General features: G+C 55.8%; 16 protein-coding genes and 1 tRNA gene. All 17 read right to left on the reverse strand.

All coding sequences use genetic code 11. The annotated features are described in order from the left end of the window. Positions 1 to 66: 66 nt before the first annotated feature. Positions 67 to 426 carry a SpoVG family protein gene (locus BQ5383_RS07360; RefSeq protein WP_076944460.1) on the reverse strand — a complete coding sequence of 120 codons (360 nt, stop codon included), beginning with the start codon at positions 424 to 426 and terminating at the stop codon, positions 67 to 69. 22 nt (positions 427 to 448) lie between these two features. Continuing rightward, positions 449 to 1,174, reverse strand: coding sequence for a DUF3849 domain-containing protein (locus tag BQ5383_RS07365; RefSeq protein WP_071430790.1), 726 nt, complete (start codon positions 1,172 to 1,174; stop codon positions 449 to 451). Beyond that, entirely contained in the window at positions 1,167 to 1,610 is a 444-nt protein-coding gene (locus BQ5383_RS07370; RefSeq protein ID WP_071430792.1) for a hypothetical protein, read from the reverse strand. Before BQ5383_RS07370 ends, BQ5383_RS07365 begins: the two co-directional genes overlap by 8 nt. A 2-nt stretch (positions 1,611 to 1,612) precedes the next feature. Continuing rightward, a complete protein-coding gene (locus BQ5383_RS07375) occupies positions 1,613 to 2,593 on the reverse strand; it encodes a DNA adenine methylase (RefSeq protein WP_207738183.1) in 981 nt (326 codons plus the stop codon). Continuing rightward, the gene (locus tag BQ5383_RS07380; protein ID WP_071430794.1) at positions 2,590 to 2,928 is read right to left on the reverse strand and encodes a hypothetical protein; all 339 of its coding nucleotides are present in this window, start codon (positions 2,926 to 2,928) and stop codon (positions 2,590 to 2,592) included. Before BQ5383_RS07380 ends, BQ5383_RS07375 begins: the two co-directional genes overlap by 4 nt. A 149-nt stretch (positions 2,929 to 3,077) precedes the next feature. Further along, the gene (locus tag BQ5383_RS07385; RefSeq protein WP_071430796.1) at positions 3,078 to 4,115 is read right to left on the reverse strand and encodes a hypothetical protein; all 1,038 of its coding nucleotides are present in this window, start codon (positions 4,113 to 4,115) and stop codon (positions 3,078 to 3,080) included. Further along, positions 4,115 to 5,293 (reverse strand): antirestriction protein ArdA, encoded by a 1,179-nt coding sequence (locus tag BQ5383_RS07390; RefSeq protein WP_071430798.1) that lies wholly within the window; start codon positions 5,291 to 5,293, stop codon positions 4,115 to 4,117. Before BQ5383_RS07390 ends, BQ5383_RS07385 begins: the two co-directional genes overlap by 1 nt. Continuing rightward, positions 5,286 to 6,383: a DUF4314 domain-containing protein gene (locus tag BQ5383_RS07395; protein WP_139193380.1), complete on the reverse strand. Its 1,098-nt coding sequence runs from the start codon at positions 6,381 to 6,383 to the stop codon at positions 5,286 to 5,288. Before BQ5383_RS07395 ends, BQ5383_RS07390 begins: the two co-directional genes overlap by 8 nt. After that, a complete protein-coding gene (locus BQ5383_RS07400) occupies positions 6,384 to 7,394 on the reverse strand; it encodes an LPD28 domain-containing protein (RefSeq protein WP_071430800.1) in 1,011 nt (336 codons plus the stop codon). 263 nt (positions 7,395 to 7,657) lie between these two features. Further along, on the reverse strand, positions 7,658 to 8,779 hold the full coding sequence (locus tag BQ5383_RS07405) for a DUF6329 domain-containing protein (protein WP_071430801.1): 1,122 nt from the start codon (positions 8,777 to 8,779) through the stop codon (positions 7,658 to 7,660). Further along, positions 8,776 to 9,969: an antirestriction protein ArdA gene (locus BQ5383_RS07410; RefSeq protein ID WP_071434940.1), complete on the reverse strand. Its 1,194-nt coding sequence runs from the start codon at positions 9,967 to 9,969 to the stop codon at positions 8,776 to 8,778. Before BQ5383_RS07410 ends, BQ5383_RS07405 begins: the two co-directional genes overlap by 4 nt. 2 nt (positions 9,970 to 9,971) lie before the next feature. After that, the gene (locus tag BQ5383_RS20690; RefSeq protein WP_087327425.1) at positions 9,972 to 10,667 is read right to left on the reverse strand and encodes a hypothetical protein; all 696 of its coding nucleotides are present in this window, start codon (positions 10,665 to 10,667) and stop codon (positions 9,972 to 9,974) included. 72 nt (positions 10,668 to 10,739) lie between these two features. After that, positions 10,740 to 11,432 (reverse strand): hypothetical protein, encoded by a 693-nt coding sequence (locus tag BQ5383_RS07420; RefSeq protein ID WP_071430805.1) that lies wholly within the window; start codon positions 11,430 to 11,432, stop codon positions 10,740 to 10,742. Between the two features lie 356 nt (positions 11,433 to 11,788). Continuing rightward, positions 11,789 to 11,865: transfer RNA gene (locus tag BQ5383_RS07425), tRNA-Met, on the reverse strand. 197 nt (positions 11,866 to 12,062) lie between these two features. Continuing rightward, entirely contained in the window at positions 12,063 to 12,320 is a 258-nt protein-coding gene (locus BQ5383_RS07430; protein WP_071430807.1) for a hypothetical protein, read from the reverse strand. A 200-nt stretch (positions 12,321 to 12,520) separates the two neighbouring features. Further along, entirely contained in the window at positions 12,521 to 14,035 is a 1,515-nt protein-coding gene (gene gpmI, locus BQ5383_RS07435; protein ID WP_071430809.1) for a 2,3-bisphosphoglycerate-independent phosphoglycerate mutase, read from the reverse strand. A 69-nt stretch (positions 14,036 to 14,104) separates the two neighbouring features. Beyond that, positions 14,105 to 14,872: a triose-phosphate isomerase gene (tpiA, locus tag BQ5383_RS07440; protein WP_071430811.1), complete on the reverse strand. Its 768-nt coding sequence runs from the start codon at positions 14,870 to 14,872 to the stop codon at positions 14,105 to 14,107. Position 14,873: the final 1 nt, after the last annotated feature.

The following is a 14,873-nucleotide window of genomic DNA, read 5'->3' on the forward strand; positions in this document are numbered from 1 at the left end:
TCAGGCGGTTTTGGTTGTCTACTGTGAAACGAATCAGGGTGCATCACCTCCTTCCGGACAACCGGTTTACATCTGCTGACTCATAGCCTGCTCGGGAGCGTCGCTTTTCTGCTCCTGCTGCTCCTGGAGCTTCTGCTCGTAAGCGTCGTTGACCGCCTCCACCAGCGCGGTCCGTGCCTCGGCGGTAATGGCGTGGAAGGTGTCGTTGTATTTGGTTTCGCCATTTTTCTTGTAGGACTCCTGGGGCATGGAGATGAAGCGCCCCTTGTCGGACTCAATGACCCGGATGCCGTGGACGGCAAAGGCGCCGCCGATGGTGGCGCTGGCATAGGCTTTGGTCTTGAAGTCCCCATCCACCATACGGTCGATTCGCGCCTCCACCTGGGGCGTGGGGGTTTCCTGCTGCTTTTTCTTCTGTGTTGCCATGTGACAAATCTCCTTTCTTTCTTTACATGGATGGATGACTCATTTCGAGACCGGCGGGCGATTCCTGCCGGAGTTGCTCCAGCCGCTCTCTGGCCCAGTCGGGCAGATGCTCCTCCCGGAGAATGCCGATAAAGTCGCTGCGGTTCCAGCGTGTCTGCTCTCCATCGCCAAGACAGGTGGCGTATACCGCTCTGCCTGCGGCGGTGGGGACGCAGCCAAAGCCGCCGGTGGCCAGCCAGAGCTGATTTTCCGGCGCCCAGCAGGACTCCTTCAGTGTGAACGGACTCATGACCAGCACCTTGCCCTCCAGATTTTGGCCGGTCATATCGTCGCACTGGGAGCCGGTGAACAGCTTCAGCTCTGCCTGTGCCTTGCGGAAGTCGTTGACGAAGCCGTCCAGCACGGCGGGGTGGCTCTCCACGGTAAACTCATAATTGCGGTCGCTGGGCGGGATGAAGGTGGAGGCGGCCCACGCTTTGTTTTGCGGGCTGAATCGTCCGTCGTACTGCTTTTGCTGAAGCGTGGCGGACAGCACCCACCCCACACGTTTGAATCCGAAATTATCGATGACACTTCTGGCGCAGTCACGGTCCAGGTGCATCCCATCAAAGCCCCGGCGGATGGATTCCTCGATGGCCTGCTTACAGGCGATGTTCTCCAAGTGGCTTGCCCGCCAGAGGGCCACCTCGTTTTGCCGTTTGGCCTCGGCGAAGGAACTGAGATAGAGGTAGGCGTGGTCTTTAGTCATTGGCTTTCCCACTTTCAAGGATCGCCTTGGTCAGCGCATCGCTCCATGTGGTCTTGTGGTCATCGGATACCACCAGAACAGCGCCGTCCACGCTGAACACACAGAGGTTATCGTACAGGATGCCGGCATCCGCAAAGGCTTCGGCGGGGATGGGGAGCATATCTTCATCGCAGCCGTGGCAGCCGTCGCACATATCCCCATCGTCCTCCTGGGCCTCCCAGTCGGCCAGCATATCCTCCATCAGGCTGTGGGCCAGTCGCAGCAGAGTTGTCGTGGCGGCAGCCTTCTCCGCAGGCTCCATCTCCTGCTTGAGCAGGACGATGGCGTTTTCCAGGGTGTGCAGCTCCAGCGTTTCCTCCCTGTCCAGCCCGCTTAAGGTCAGGGCGGCGGGCTGGATGACGGCCTTGCCGTCGCTTGTGTACTTGATAAATGTCATGTTCATTCCTCCTGTTTGAGTTCTTTTGTGGGTTCATGGATCAGGGTGTATTTTCCCTCCTCCTCATCCGCGGCAGACAGGTTGAAAAGGTTGAGCTGCCAATGCCTTGCGGAATTGTGGCGGCGGGGGTCGTAATTGGTGATGACGATCTCCTCATACTCGCTTCCGGCCTTCTGCGACATGCTGTTGGGGCGAGTGGTGTGGAAGATGTAAAACTCCTTGTACAGCTCCACGATGAAGGGGCAGTAGTTGTAGGACACCATCACATACCCCTGGCACTCCAGAAGGGCGTCGTGGAGGCGCTGATGATCTTCCTTGGGAAACACCGCCGCATAACAGTCCTCCGCATCGTAATAGGGCGGATCAAAATACAGAAATGCGTCTGGCCGGTCGTACTGACGGGCGACCTCCACACAGTCCTTGTTTTCGATGACGACATTTGCCAGCCTGCGGGAGCACTCCCAAATCAGGTAGAAGAAACGGCGGATGTCGCAGGATTTTCCGGCAAAGGACTTGGCACCGCCGCTGAAGCTGTATCGGATCAGCTTGAAAAAGTCGGCGGCCCGCCGCACATCGCCGCGAGGCGCCCGTTCCAGCATCATCCTTCGGATGGTCTCGGCATCCGGCGGCTCCAGATACCGCTCCGTCAGCTCCATCTCCTCGTCCAGATAGTCATCGGTGAATTCCTCTTTGGAGAAGAACTTATACAGCACATTGAAATCGTCGCGTGTATTCAGCGGCAGAAAACCCAACTCCAGCAGAAGCGCCATGGTCCTGTTTTTGACACAGCAGAACAGGTTGGTCAGGTCACTGTTGAAGTCGTTGTAGACCTCCATACATCCCGGCTGGATGGGGCGGCTCAGGGTCACTGTGCCGCTGCCGCCGAACACATCAATAAACCGGGAATACCGCGAGGGAGACAGCTTTCGGATCAGCCACAGCAGCTTGCTTTTACCGCCCACCCAGGGGATGAAGCTTTTCAAGCGGTATCACCGCCCTCCAGCGGAAGGGATATCTGTCCGCTGTCGATGGATTGCTCCAGCGCCTTGGTGAGACCGCGTTCCGCGTGGGCGATCTTCTTGATCCGGCTCCGGAGCTGCCGGATCGTTCTGCGCAGTTCTTCCTCAGTACCGGCGTAATAATAGCCGGAAGCCGAGCTGCAGATGGGGACGCCATCCCCACGCAGGCTGTTGATCAACCGGCGCAGGTCGGGGCCGCGGATCTGGAAAGCTGCCTCCAGCTCCCGGCTGGATACGACCCTTTCCGCTCCCTTGTGATAGGTCTTCAGGTACGCAGCGATGGGGTTTGTCGTGGTCATGCGGGCTCCTTTCCGGGGCTGTCACCCGAAAAGAGCGCAAAAAATCAGGGGCCGTTTGTCCCTTTCGGGTAACGGCCCCTGTGGTGTTCAGGCTATTTCATTTCTTATTTCATCACCTCCGTTGCGGCGGCTGGTCTGTGGGTGGCTTTTCACATGGACATGGTCGGCTCCATATCCGGCTGACTGTACTCATAGACCAGCTCTGTGCCGTTCCAGGATACGAAGCCATGCGCAGCGGCGGACAGACCCATGTTCTTCATCCTCTGGTTGGCATACCCCTCCGCATCAAAGCAGGAGGCAAGCAGCTCGTCCCTGGGGTATACGCCGTCCCGTTTCGCCAGCTCTTTTCCGAAATCGGCGAGTTCCATGTCACGGGGCATGAAGTGATAGCAGTGGAGGTTCTGTGCCAGATCCAGGGCGTAATCCAGACGGTGGCAATCCTCCAGCTCCATCACAGCCTGCCATTTATCCAGCCACTGGGGTCCTCCCTGCCCCTGTTCCGCCCAGACATAGCCGAAGTCGATGGCGTGACGGACGAGTTCCGCTGCGGAGCCGTACTGAGAGAGGATGTCCTTCAGCTGCGGGAGGCAGCAGCCCACATCCACAGCAATGCACTCGCTCAAAGACTCCACCTCCAGTGCGTCCAGCGCCAGGAGAAGCTCGTCCGGGTGTGCGGCATCCATATACTCGCCGGTGTCCGGGAATCCCACCCACACGCCGTCCGTATTGAAGCGGCTTGCCAGCCTGACTCGGATACCGTAGTCGCCTTTGTCGGGATTCAGCGTCGGGGCGCCATCCAGAAACGGATCGATCAGGGAGGTGACCCTGATGAAGTGCCCGTCGCAGAAGGTGTTCCCACCTTTCTGGCGGTAAGCTGCCCCCACTTTCTCCGGGTCAAGAAATGCACGTGCCTGGGAGGCAGGGCGCTGGATCTGTTCCATGATAAATTTGCCAAGTCGGGCATCGTCCCCGGCGCCGTAGAACAGGTCGTAGTGATCCAATTGACTGGCAATCAGCATCACATCGCAGGTCATCCTCGGCTGCTCGATCTGCATGGCCCCTCGGAACAGGAGACTTTCTTTGACCGTCATGTTCTCGAACCGCCGCTCCAGCCAGTCGTGCTGGGACTTGGTCATTTCAAAGCCGTCCAGGAGATCAAGGAGCCGCCTGGTTTGCCGATTTGCCATCACATCATCTCCATTCCGGCCTTCTCTGCCTGCATTTCTTCGCTGCGGATCGGCTCGCCATCCCTGCGCTGGACCAGCCCATAGGGGGTCAGCAGTGCGTTGTTTGACGCCATGACATCCTTGCCGTAGCTGTAGAGGACAATGTGCTTTTGCAAAATAGACCGGGAATGCTCATCCACAATGAAGCGAAGCTCCTCTACGGCCACCTCCTCGGGGGTCCGCTGATCCGGCTCGATCAGGTAGTCATCCAGATTTTCCGCAATTCGGACAGCGGCAGCGATATCGTGACAATCCGCCGCAAGGATAACCGCCTTGTATGTGGAGAGGTCTCCTTGCGCGACCATCTCCTTGAAGCATTTGGCCAACTCGTTCAGTTCGTGAACATCATTGCAGTCCATGCTTTCCAGAAGCGCGGGCATCGCGCTGTCCTCCACCTGGACAGACATTTCCGACCATGAGGCGCCTCCGTAAGCCTCCAGAACAGCGTCCAGCCGTTCCTGCGTAGCGGGCAGATCCAGGCACATCCTGTTGTCCGGCTGCTCATCGGAGTGGGAGGGACACTTGCCGACCGTCAGGCGGATGCCATATTCCGGCGCTTCGGGGATCAAGGCCAGGCTGTCATATACCTGCTTCAGCTCGTTGTGCTGCGTGACATAACCACCGTTTGCAAAGACGCCGCCCTCCTCAAATCGGGCGTTTCTGCCGAGCTTCTCAAAGTCCAGGTACTCGAAGATGGGGTCGGGGACTTTGTCAAGTGCGGGGATGAAATCATTCTCGGCGTAGAATCTGCCCAGCTGCTCATCCGTTGAGGCGTTGACCACGTGGCAGCAGTCTGTGCTGTAGGCCAGATCGATCATGGTGGCAACACTGATGGGGCCGTACTTTTTGGCCACCTCCATGTTGAACAGCCCTTCAAAGGCAGTCTTTTCTCTGCCGTTCATCTGTCCCAGACAGGTTGCCAAAGCGTTAAGCTGATAGAGATCGCATTCATGGGCCAAATGGTCTTGCAGGAAGACAAAGCCATGGTGTTCGAGGAATTCCCATCTCGGCTTTTCGCCCAGCGTCATCTGAAGCTTGTCCAGCGCATCCAGAAGGCCGTAGTAGGTAGCCGGAAGCTCCAGCTCGCACCACCGGTTCGTCTTCTCCCCGAACAGCTCCACACGAAACACTTTATCCAAGGGTCATCCCTCCCATCGTCGTTCCATGCTCCATATCATTCGCCTCGTCCGGGGGACAAGGCTCACTCATTTTGCCGGAACTCCTCTCCCCACCGAACCCGCTGTGCCGGGCTTCGGCGGGGGCCCCGGTTTGTACATAGTCTTCCTGGTACTTGGCGGGGTCAGCGCCGGGGGCATCCCAGCCGCACATACTGCCCACCTCCATGGCCTGCCGCTGAATGGGGCTGACTCCCAGTTTTTCGTTCAGCTCGTCCGCCAGCTCCACATTTTTCTCCTTGTCGCCGGTGTCCCAATCGGAGGGGTAGTAGCCGGTCTCGCCCCGGCGGATGCAGATGAGATCGCCGGTGGACCTGAGGGTGGAGAAGCACATCTCCGGCAGGCCGTCTGCCACTCTGGGCGCGAACTGCTCCGCCTCGGTTCGGATGTCCCAATTGTCCTCCATGCTCCACAGGTGGACATACAGCTCGTCGTCGCCGACGCAGATCTCCCGCTGTTCGAAACCCTCGCCCCAGCCATCCGAGGCCTGGCCGGAGACGTACTCCTTCAGGGTGGTCAGATCTTCCGGGGTGAGGGCGCCGACCACCCGGCACTCAGCCACGCCCCATAGCCGGCCGTTCCGCTCCTCGACGGTGAACACGGCGGATTTGACCTTCTGGTTGACGCTGTCATCCTTGCCATACCAGTGCATGATGCCGCTCTCGGCTTCTTCCGGCATCCGGTTGTTGATCAGGGCTCTGAGGATCTCGCCCTCATAGCACCGCAGCAGCCTTCCGTCCAGCGGGGTGCTGTCGTCCTCCATCTCCCCATACTCGTTGCGGGTGTAGAGATCGGCGGTCAGGGGCATATACAGCTTCAGGGTGGTGGGCTCGGGCGGCAGAACGGTGAAGCTGTCCTCACCGATGATCAGCGCCAGGGTTCTGCCGTTGTCCCACTTCATGTGGAACTGCCCAGCATCGTCGATGTAGTCCAGAGTCCCTGTGCTGCCCGGCTCCAGCGGGGCATACGGGTCTTTCATCTCTCTGAGCTTGATCCTCGAACCTGCGGGGAACTGTTCCCGCAGGAAGTCCAGCCATTCTTTTGGTGCTGACATTTACATTCCTCCCATATTCATATTTTGGCCGGGATTGTTTTCATAGTCCGCAAGAGAATGGGGATTTTCTTCGCCATAAAGGTCGAAGAGGATGTCATCCACCTGTTTGCGGACAGCCGGGTCATCCGTCAGAGTCTCATACCGGAAACCCGTCACATCCCGATACGGCAGTTCCTGCCGGATGGCAGCCAGATAGGTTTGGGGATCGTGATACTCCCGCTGTTCCCCATTGGCAAAGGTCGCACGCCCCACGGCCCTGTTCTGCTGGGCCATCTGCTGCTGACGCAGGTCATAGCAGTAGAGATACCCCTGGTAGTCGCCGGGAAACGGGGTGCAGCGCAGGCAGTAGCGGTAATGCTCCGTTTCTGCGATGTAGCCATAACTCCGGCCGTCCTCGGTGATGGCCCCGCCGTTCCGATAGCAGTAGGCTCTCATCGATGCCAGGTCCTTCAACGGGCCATCGGCACGAAGGGTGTCCACCACTTCCTGAAGGTCATCCTTAAATTCCCCGGTGTTGAATTGGTCTTCGTTATGGGGCCACCAGGAATGGTGAAATCCTTTTCCGGAAGAACCGAAATCCATCCGCACATGGCCCACTGTACCGGCCTGAAGGTCCCGTTCTTCTTCCACCTGAGAATAGAACAGGCCCGCCTCCTCACGGGAAGCGGGCCTGAGTTTATATTTGGGTGGAGTCTTCAACCCATACTGTTTGCAAAATTCCGTGAGTGTGATCTCATCGCCGAGAAAATCCAGCGCATCACCAATCTCACGGTAGTCCTGATTATCCGGAAAGGAAATCGGTTCCGGCACAACGATAGAACCAGCGTGATTAACCACAACCAGAATTTCCAGCGTACAGGGTGAGCCCGGATCATTGTCACTGCCTCGCAGATCATATACATGCCAACCGTCCGGCACAGTGTGGGTGTCTACTCGCGCATTGGTGAACAGGGCAGGCTTCCCAAACAGCTCGATATGCTCATACTCCTCAGTCATCGCATTGACGCTCATTATTTCACCTCTTTCCCCTTGGTATAGCTACACAACATACCACAGCTCAGCGGAAATGGCTATGGCCAAAAGGCATCTTGCCGGAAAAGTGGAGATACCCGGCGACAGCGGCTCCCAGTGCCGCCATAGATGCTATTGTGATCATTATTTTCTTCTTCATTCACATTCCTCCCAATCATTGGATCGTGTTGTTCAGGTCACCTGCATATCGAGGAGAGAATACGCCGCCAGCTTTACGCAGAGCAGTTCGGTTTCGTGGGGCATCAGGAAAGCCCTTCCATCTCCATCGCCTGCGTTTCCTCAGCAAAGGGGCTGCTGCACCGGCGAATCAGGCCAAATTCCGTGCGCCGGACTCCGTCCTCCACCATGGCGTCCTCGCCCAGCTTCTCGAAATCCATATACCCGTCGATGGTATCGATCAGTTCATCATCGGCACCGATGCGCCGAAGGACCGTTTGCCCGTATTCATAGGCGTCCTCCGGGATGCGCTCGTAGTCGTCCAGATTCATGGCATAGCGGAGCGCCTCCTGCATGGTCCCTGGCTGTTCCACAGAAAGAACCGACAGATATTTCAGCAGCTCACCATCGTCACACTGCATCCCCTCAATGGCCCAGGCCAATTCGTTTGCGTCTTCCACGCAGACCCCTGTAGTGGGAATATGCTCGTCCATATAGGGAACAGAAAACGACACTCTGGTGATTGCTGCCTCGGCAAAACAATCGATGCCCAGTGTTCTTTTTACTCGCTCCAATTCCTCTTTCGTTGCCGGAAGGCAGACGATCGCTTGCGCCTTAGCGGAGGAGAGGTCGAGCTGGACCTTCGACTTTTTCTCTCTGACAAGCGCATCATCCTGCTTGCGGAGCACATAGCCTGCATGGGTATAGGCGCCGCCATGGTCGGCATAGTATTCTGCGCCGATCTTCGCAAAGTCCAGGTAGGGCCAGGCGGCTTCAGGGAATCTGGGATCGCCCTGAATCTGGCCTGCAACAGCGACATAACGGCCAAGTGTCACATCTGAATTGACATTGGGAATGAGGATGTAGTCCGGCACCTGTTCCGCCACACGAATCATATCACTCAGGTCATTGATGCTGCTGCCATCCAATGCGCCGGCATAGATGTTCCGTTCACGGGAGTCCATTTTGGCAATGATGCTGGAAAGCTGATTCAGCTGTGCAAGCTGCGTTCTGGAATCGGGGTCAAGCCCGCTGAGGTACGACGGCAGATTAGCGATCACGCTTTTGATCTCGACGATCTCTGTTTTGCCCGTTCTGCTGGCCTCATCAAGCCGGCTGACCGCTTCTGTCATAGCGTCATGCGATGCGGGAAAATGGAGCGGGACAATGGCCGGACTGCCGCTTCGTTTCATGAAGAGTTGGATCATGCCATTCCCCCTATCTGAAAGTCCTGTTCCCGCTGATAGGCTTCTGCCGGGTCATCCGCCATCAGTTCCTCCAGACTCAGCGCACCCTGGTAGGCGATATAGCCGCGGTCAGTAAACACGCCGGACTCCTGATCCATGTGCTGCAGGCCATACCGCTCGTAGTCATAGAACTCGTCCAGATTGGGGTCATACTCAAAATGACCGGATTTCTGGATCATGTATTTTCCGTATTCCGCAGGGGTATGTGCGCCGGGGGCAAATGCAAAGAGATCCAGGTTTTCCGCCAGATGCCGGATCTGACCGGCGCACTCCGGCTTGGCCATGCTGACTGCGGCCCCCAGCTTCTCACGGGCGTCATATGAAAGCTTGTCCATGACCAGCGCCAGCTCATTGAGCTCGTGTATGTTTTCGCACCGGAAGTCCAGTACCACATCCACTTCCTCGGGAAATGAGCTTTCACTCATCCAAAGACACCTATTCTCAGGCGCAATGCCGCTGCGCTGCATGGCGCGTTCAATCTGGCCTTTGGAGGCAGGGAGGTATATCCAGGTGACATTTTGGGTGTTCTCCGGTTCCTGTCGGGAAGATATTCCGATAGCGGTCAGATCGGCCTCATAGTGATAGCAGGGCAGGTGCTTTCCATCGTAGAGCTGCGAGAGCTGCATACCGTTGTCATAGACCACACCGTAGCGGGTGATGGTTCCCTCGTTGCCCTCAATCAGCAAGATGGCGGTTTCCTCTCCGTCCAACTGCTCCAGTTCCTCCATGCTGGCACACCCGCCATGGATGTTCATGTAGTGATCACGGCCAACCTCTTTCAAATTTGTGAAGTCCGTGATCACCGTTGCCTGCTGGCAGCAAAAGGTCAGGTTGATGAGATCCTTCATGCTGGTGAGCTGCAGTTTTTCGGCCATGGCCTGAAATTGCGAAAACTCGCCCACATCAAAGCTGTCCAGCCGCTTAGCCAGATAGTCCAGCTCGTCCAGATTGACCCTGGCACCTTCCAGCCGATACAGCACAGGCCAGGCGCTGTCGAGTGCGTCCACATGGCAGTCGGCATCCGATACATGGCCGATTTCCAGTGACTCCAACAGCGCAACGCAGTGGTCGTATTGATTTCTGGGAATGGGCAGGGGGATCGTCGCAACACCATATTCCGGGTGGTCGGCGTTGCTCAGAACTGCTTTCATGATCAATTTGCATCACCTTTCTTTTTCTCAAAATTCAAAATCGCATCACCGTACTTGGCCAGAAGCAGAGCGCAGATAATCAGGTGGAACGCCTCATCTGTGACCAATTCGGGGGATGCGAGATCGGCAATGGTAATGTTTTGGCTGCCGGTGGAAATGGCTTTGGCCGCCTGATAAACGCTGTAAAGCTCCGGCTGGATGCCGGCCAGCCGGAGGGACTGGAAATCAAATCCGCAGGCATCAAACTTCCAGATCATCCTGCGCCAGATATCGTCGTAGGCTGTCAGGAGAAACAGTGCGGCCTGGTTGCGCTGCGACAATCGGCGGCAACGTGTTCGCCAGTGCATCCAACGGCTACGGTGTTCGTCAGAATGGAAGGCTTGCAGAGGATATGGGTAGATCTCCTGTGCCAACCGTTTCCAAAGCCTCATTCTCAGCTTGCCACGGAGGCAGTCCTCAATTACTTTCGCAAGGCTGAGCGACCCGGTCTCGATTCGTTCCCCCAGGCAAGTGCATTCACACAGCGGGCAGGGATTTTCCTTTGAGTAGTTTGTGCAGTACTGGCAATCGACATCTTCAGACTGATAGTGAAATGTAGGTCGGCGTAGGCCGTGACCTCTGGGCTTGAAATGGGGCGGGGTCATCATCATCTGCTCCATCTGGTATAAGGGGGTATCTCTCATGAAGTAGCGCGTCATGGGTGGTGTGCTCCTTTCGGTGAAATAAAAAAGCGCCGGAGTCTTATTTCTAAAACTCCGGCGCTCGGTGTATTACATGGTCAGTTCCTGGCTTTGAGAATCCAAGGAGTGCTGCTCCTGCTCTCGCATGCGCTCCAGGATGTTGGGCATTCCACGTAGGATCTGTTCCTGAACACTTTTAATGCATTGTTCCTGGTCGACAGTCAAATCAACTCCGGCATCCAGTGTGTCGGTGCAGCATCGATAGATTTCGGTGAGCTGTGCTTCGTTAAAAATCAGCTGTTTGGAGACGAGACCGGCACGGATGGCGAAGTCCTGCTTGGCTCCCGTATAGTTATCCTGAAAGTAATGGCCTTGGTTGAGACCTGTGCGGTCACAGCTCCAGTCCCATGTGACGAAATGGACGCCAAGCCGGGTGGGGTGGGCAGCCAGCACTGTGCCGTTGAAGTCGGCCAGCAGGCGGTAGTCGCCGGTCAGGCTTTGGGCCTGCAGGGGCGGAGCCTGTTCCAGCAGCATCATGTACTCCCGCACTGTGCAGGCCAGATCAGTGACTCGCTCACAGGCTCGTTCCCGTTCCGCCGTTGCCACATCCTCCTGCCAGTAGCGAACCCCTCCGCCCTCTGTGATCCGGCAGAGGGGGAGACCATCCCATTCCACCGGGAGAAGATCATCCTGCTCCGGCTGCGTGGTGAAGCCTTCCCGGCCAAGCACCGTGCAAAGTTCTCGGTAAAATTGTTCTCTATCCATCTTGTTGTGATGCTCCATCAGAAAGACCTCCAGTCATTTCAATTTATACGCCCGCGCAAATAAAAAAAGCCGCCACCTGAATATAGGTGACGGCCACAGAACTTCAGAACGAAGTGGATTGTACTACATTTTGGTACAATCCACTTCGTTCACAAAAAATTAACAAAATATTTTTTGGAGAACACGAATTATTTCCGTATTTTCACCTCGAAAGCGGGCTGAAAAGCGCCGGGATTTAGTTCAAGTCCTCACCCCATAGGGGAAAGGCCGGATGATATCTTTTTCTTGTGCAGTAAAATTTGGACACGAAAAAAGCCCGGAAACCGCATGGTTCCGGGCTTTTTCGGTGCGATATCTTTTTTGGTCGCACAATGTGGTTGCGGGGGCAGGATTTGAACCTACGACCTTCGGGTTATGAGCCCGACGAGCTACCGAACTGCTCCACCCCGCGGAATGACTACTATTCTATTTTTGGAGAAGAAAACTTTGCACCCGCAGTGGTTTCGTTATGAGCCAGACGAGCTACCGAACTGCTCCACTCCGCGATATTATTTTCACCCGGCTTCCGAGTGCTTTATTAGTATAACACAAAAGCCCCTGTGATGCAAGCATTTTTTAAAAAAAGTTGCACCACAGGGGGTGAGACACTTACTCAGCGTCCTTTTCCTCTTCAGGAACCTTTTCCTCCGCAGCAGCCGCTTCGGCAGGCTCGTCGCAATGTTCCTCACAGCCACAGCAGCAGGCGTCAGAGTCATCATCCTCATGTTCGTAATATTCCACCAGATCGTCATCCAGATCATCACACAGGATGCAGCTTCTGCGTTTGAAGTAAGCAATCAGTGCAATGAGCAGACCGGTCACGGAAACCAGCAGAGCAATGATGGAAATGATTGTCCCTTTTTTCATAGTTGAACCTCCCAATCAAAGATTGATCCAGCAGAATGGATAGGGTTATCGGTTTTATTATAATACAACCTGTCTGGAATAACAACCATCTGCAACAAAATTCACAGAAAATTCCCTGTTTCAACCAAAATGTTTTTAGGGATAAATACAGGCGGGACCTGATCGGACCCGCCTTTTTAGTATACCGGATCAACCAGGGATTATACCAGCAAGCTTTGTCCGTCCATTTCCTCCGGTTGGGGCAGACCCAACAGCTGGAGCATGGTGGGCGCAATATCCGCCAGACGTCCGCCATCCCGCAGTTTACCCTCCACACCTACCGCTACAAATGGGACAGGATTGGTGGTATGGGCAGTAAAAGGAGATCCATCCGCTTCATACATCTGATCAGCGTTTCCATGATCAGCGGTAATCAGTGCCTTTCCGCCCATGGACAGGATCTTGTCCACCAGCTTGCCCACGCAGGTGTCTACCGCTTCCACTGCCTTTACCGCAGCGTCAAAAACACCGGTATGGCCCACCATATCGCAGTTGGCGTAGTTGAGGATCATAACATCATACTTTCCGCTGTCCAGCCGTGCCAATGCCTCATCGGTCACTTCATAGGCACTCATCTCCGGCTTCAGGTCATAGGTGGCCACCTTGGGAGAAGGAATCAGCGCCCGATCCTCTCCGGGATAAGGAGCCTCTACCCCGCCGTTAAAGAAGAACGTAACGTGAGCATATTTCTCCGTCTCGGCAATCCGCAGCTGTGTCAAACCTTTTTCAGAGATATAAGCGCCGAAAGTGTTGTGCAGGGACTGGGGATGGAAAGCAATATGAACATTGGGCATGGTAGCGTCGTACTGGGTCATGCAGACATAGTACAGCGGGAAAAAGCCCTTGGGCCGGTCAAATCCGGAAAAGCTTTCATCCACCAGGGTGCGGGTGATCTCCCGGGCCCGGTCGGGACGGAAGTTAAAGAAAATCACCGAATCATTGGCAGAAATCTCCGCTCCCGCAGTGCAAACAGTGGGCTTGACAAACTCATCGGTCACACCCTCGGCATAGGAATCCTCCATTACCTTCACCGGATCGCTGTTGAAGCCTCCCTGACCGCAGACCATCGCATTATAAGCCTGGGAAACCCGCTCCCAGCGGTTGTCACGGTCCATGGCATAGTACCGGCCGGTGATGGTGGCGATTTTGCCCACACCCAGTTCCTTCATTTTTTCCTGGAGCTGGGCTACATACTCCACGCCGGATGTGGGTGGTACATCCCGACCATCCATAAAGCAGTGGACATAAACCTTGTCCAAACCGTAACGTTTGGCCATCTCCAGCAATCCGTACAGATGGGTGTTATGGCTGTGAACACCGCCATCGGACAGCAGTCCGCACAGATGCAGGGCGGAATGATTTGCCACGCAGTTGTCCATGGTGCCGCAAAGGGCCTCATTCTTGAAAAAGTCCCCATCCTGAATGGACTTGGTGATGCGGGTCAGCTCCTGGTAAACAATCCTGCCGGCGCCGATGTTGGTATGTCCCACCTCGGAATTACCCATTTGTCCATCGGGCAGACCTACATCCATTCCGGAAGCGCCGATATCTGTACGGGGATTTTCCGCAAACAGACGGTCCAGATTGGGAGTTTTAGCTGCGTGGATGGCGTTGCCATAATCATCCTTGCGATCACCAAAGCCATCCATAATAATAAGGGCCAAAGGTTTTTTCATGTTCCATTTCTCCTTATCATACTTTTGAGAAAAAAGCGGAGCGCCCGGAAAAGCGCCCCGCGAAAGATCTTATTTGCTGGCGGCAGCTACAATGGCCGCGAAATCGGGAGCCTTCAGGGAGGCGCCGCCGATCAGGCCGCCATCCACATCCGGCTGCGCGGTCAGCTCATCCGCGTTTTTGGCGTTCATGGAACCGCCGTACTGAATGGTGATGCCATCCGCGGCTTCCTTGTCGTAGAGCTTCTCCACCACGGTACGGATATAGTGGTTGACTTCATTGGCCTGCTCTGCGGTAGCTGTCTTACCAGTGCCAATGGCCCAGACAGGCTCATAAGCAATGATAATATTTTTCAGCTCCTCCTTGGTGACACCGCCCAGGGCCACCTTGGTCTGCATTCCAACGATCTCCTCGGTGATGCCGCTCTCCCGCTGTTCCAGCAGCTCGCCTACACACAAAATCACTTTCAGTCCGGCATTGAGAGCTGCCCGAACCCGCTTGTTGACGGTAACATCAGTTTCACCGAAATACTGACGGCGCTCGGAGTGGCCGATCACCACATACTCCACGCCCATTTCCGCCAGCATCGCCGCGGAAATCTCGCCGGTAAAAGCGCCGCTCTCCGCCCAATGGCAGTTCTCAGCACCCACTTTGATGTTGGTGCCCTTGGTGGCATCCAACGCGGTTTCCAGATTGGTGTAGGGAACGCAGATCACCACACCGCAGCCGGCATCCTTGACCAGGGGGATCAGCTCACTGATCAGGGCCTTTGCCTCGGGGCGGGTCTTGTTCATCTTCCAGTTGCCGGCGATAACCGCCTGGCGCAGTGCTTTATTCATA

The sequence above is a fragment of the Angelakisella massiliensis genome, from assembly GCF_900104675.1.
Lineage (GTDB): Bacteria > Bacillota > Clostridia > Oscillospirales > Ruminococcaceae > Angelakisella > Angelakisella massiliensis.

Coding starts and splice junctions, on each gene's coding strand:
- tpiA (WP_071430811.1), bottom strand. CDS start 14,872: ATGAATAAAGCACTGCGCCAGGCGGTTATCGCCGGCAACTGGAAGATG.
- BQ5383_RS07410 (WP_071434940.1), bottom strand. CDS start 9,969: ATGAAAGCAGTTCTGAGCAACGCCGACCACCCGGAATATGGTGTTGCG.
- BQ5383_RS20690 (WP_087327425.1), bottom strand. CDS start 10,667: ATGACGCGCTACTTCATGAGAGATACCCCCTTATACCAGATGGAGCAG.
- BQ5383_RS07385 (WP_071430796.1), bottom strand. CDS start 4,115: ATGGCAAATCGGCAAACCAGGCGGCTCCTTGATCTCCTGGACGGCTTT.
- BQ5383_RS07405 (WP_071430801.1), bottom strand. CDS start 8,779: ATGATCCAACTCTTCATGAAACGAAGCGGCAGTCCGGCCATTGTCCCG.
- BQ5383_RS07380 (WP_071430794.1), bottom strand. CDS start 2,928: ATGACCACGACAAACCCCATCGCTGCGTACCTGAAGACCTATCACAAG.
- BQ5383_RS07395 (WP_139193380.1), bottom strand. CDS start 6,383: ATGTCAGCACCAAAAGAATGGCTGGACTTCCTGCGGGAACAGTTCCCC.
- BQ5383_RS07360 (WP_076944460.1), bottom strand. CDS start 426: ATGGCAACACAGAAGAAAAAGCAGCAGGAAACCCCCACGCCCCAGGTG.
- BQ5383_RS07370 (WP_071430792.1), bottom strand. CDS start 1,610: ATGACATTTATCAAGTACACAAGCGACGGCAAGGCCGTCATCCAGCCC.
- BQ5383_RS07400 (WP_071430800.1), bottom strand. CDS start 7,394: ATGAGCGTCAATGCGATGACTGAGGAGTATGAGCATATCGAGCTGTTT.
- BQ5383_RS07430 (WP_071430807.1), bottom strand. CDS start 12,320: ATGAAAAAAGGGACAATCATTTCCATCATTGCTCTGCTGGTTTCCGTG.
- gpmI (WP_071430809.1), bottom strand. CDS start 14,035: ATGAAAAAACCTTTGGCCCTTATTATTATGGATGGCTTTGGTGATCGC.
- BQ5383_RS07365 (WP_071430790.1), bottom strand. CDS start 1,174: ATGACTAAAGACCACGCCTACCTCTATCTCAGTTCCTTCGCCGAGGCC.
- BQ5383_RS07420 (WP_071430805.1), bottom strand. CDS start 11,432: ATGGAGCATCACAACAAGATGGATAGAGAACAATTTTACCGAGAACTT.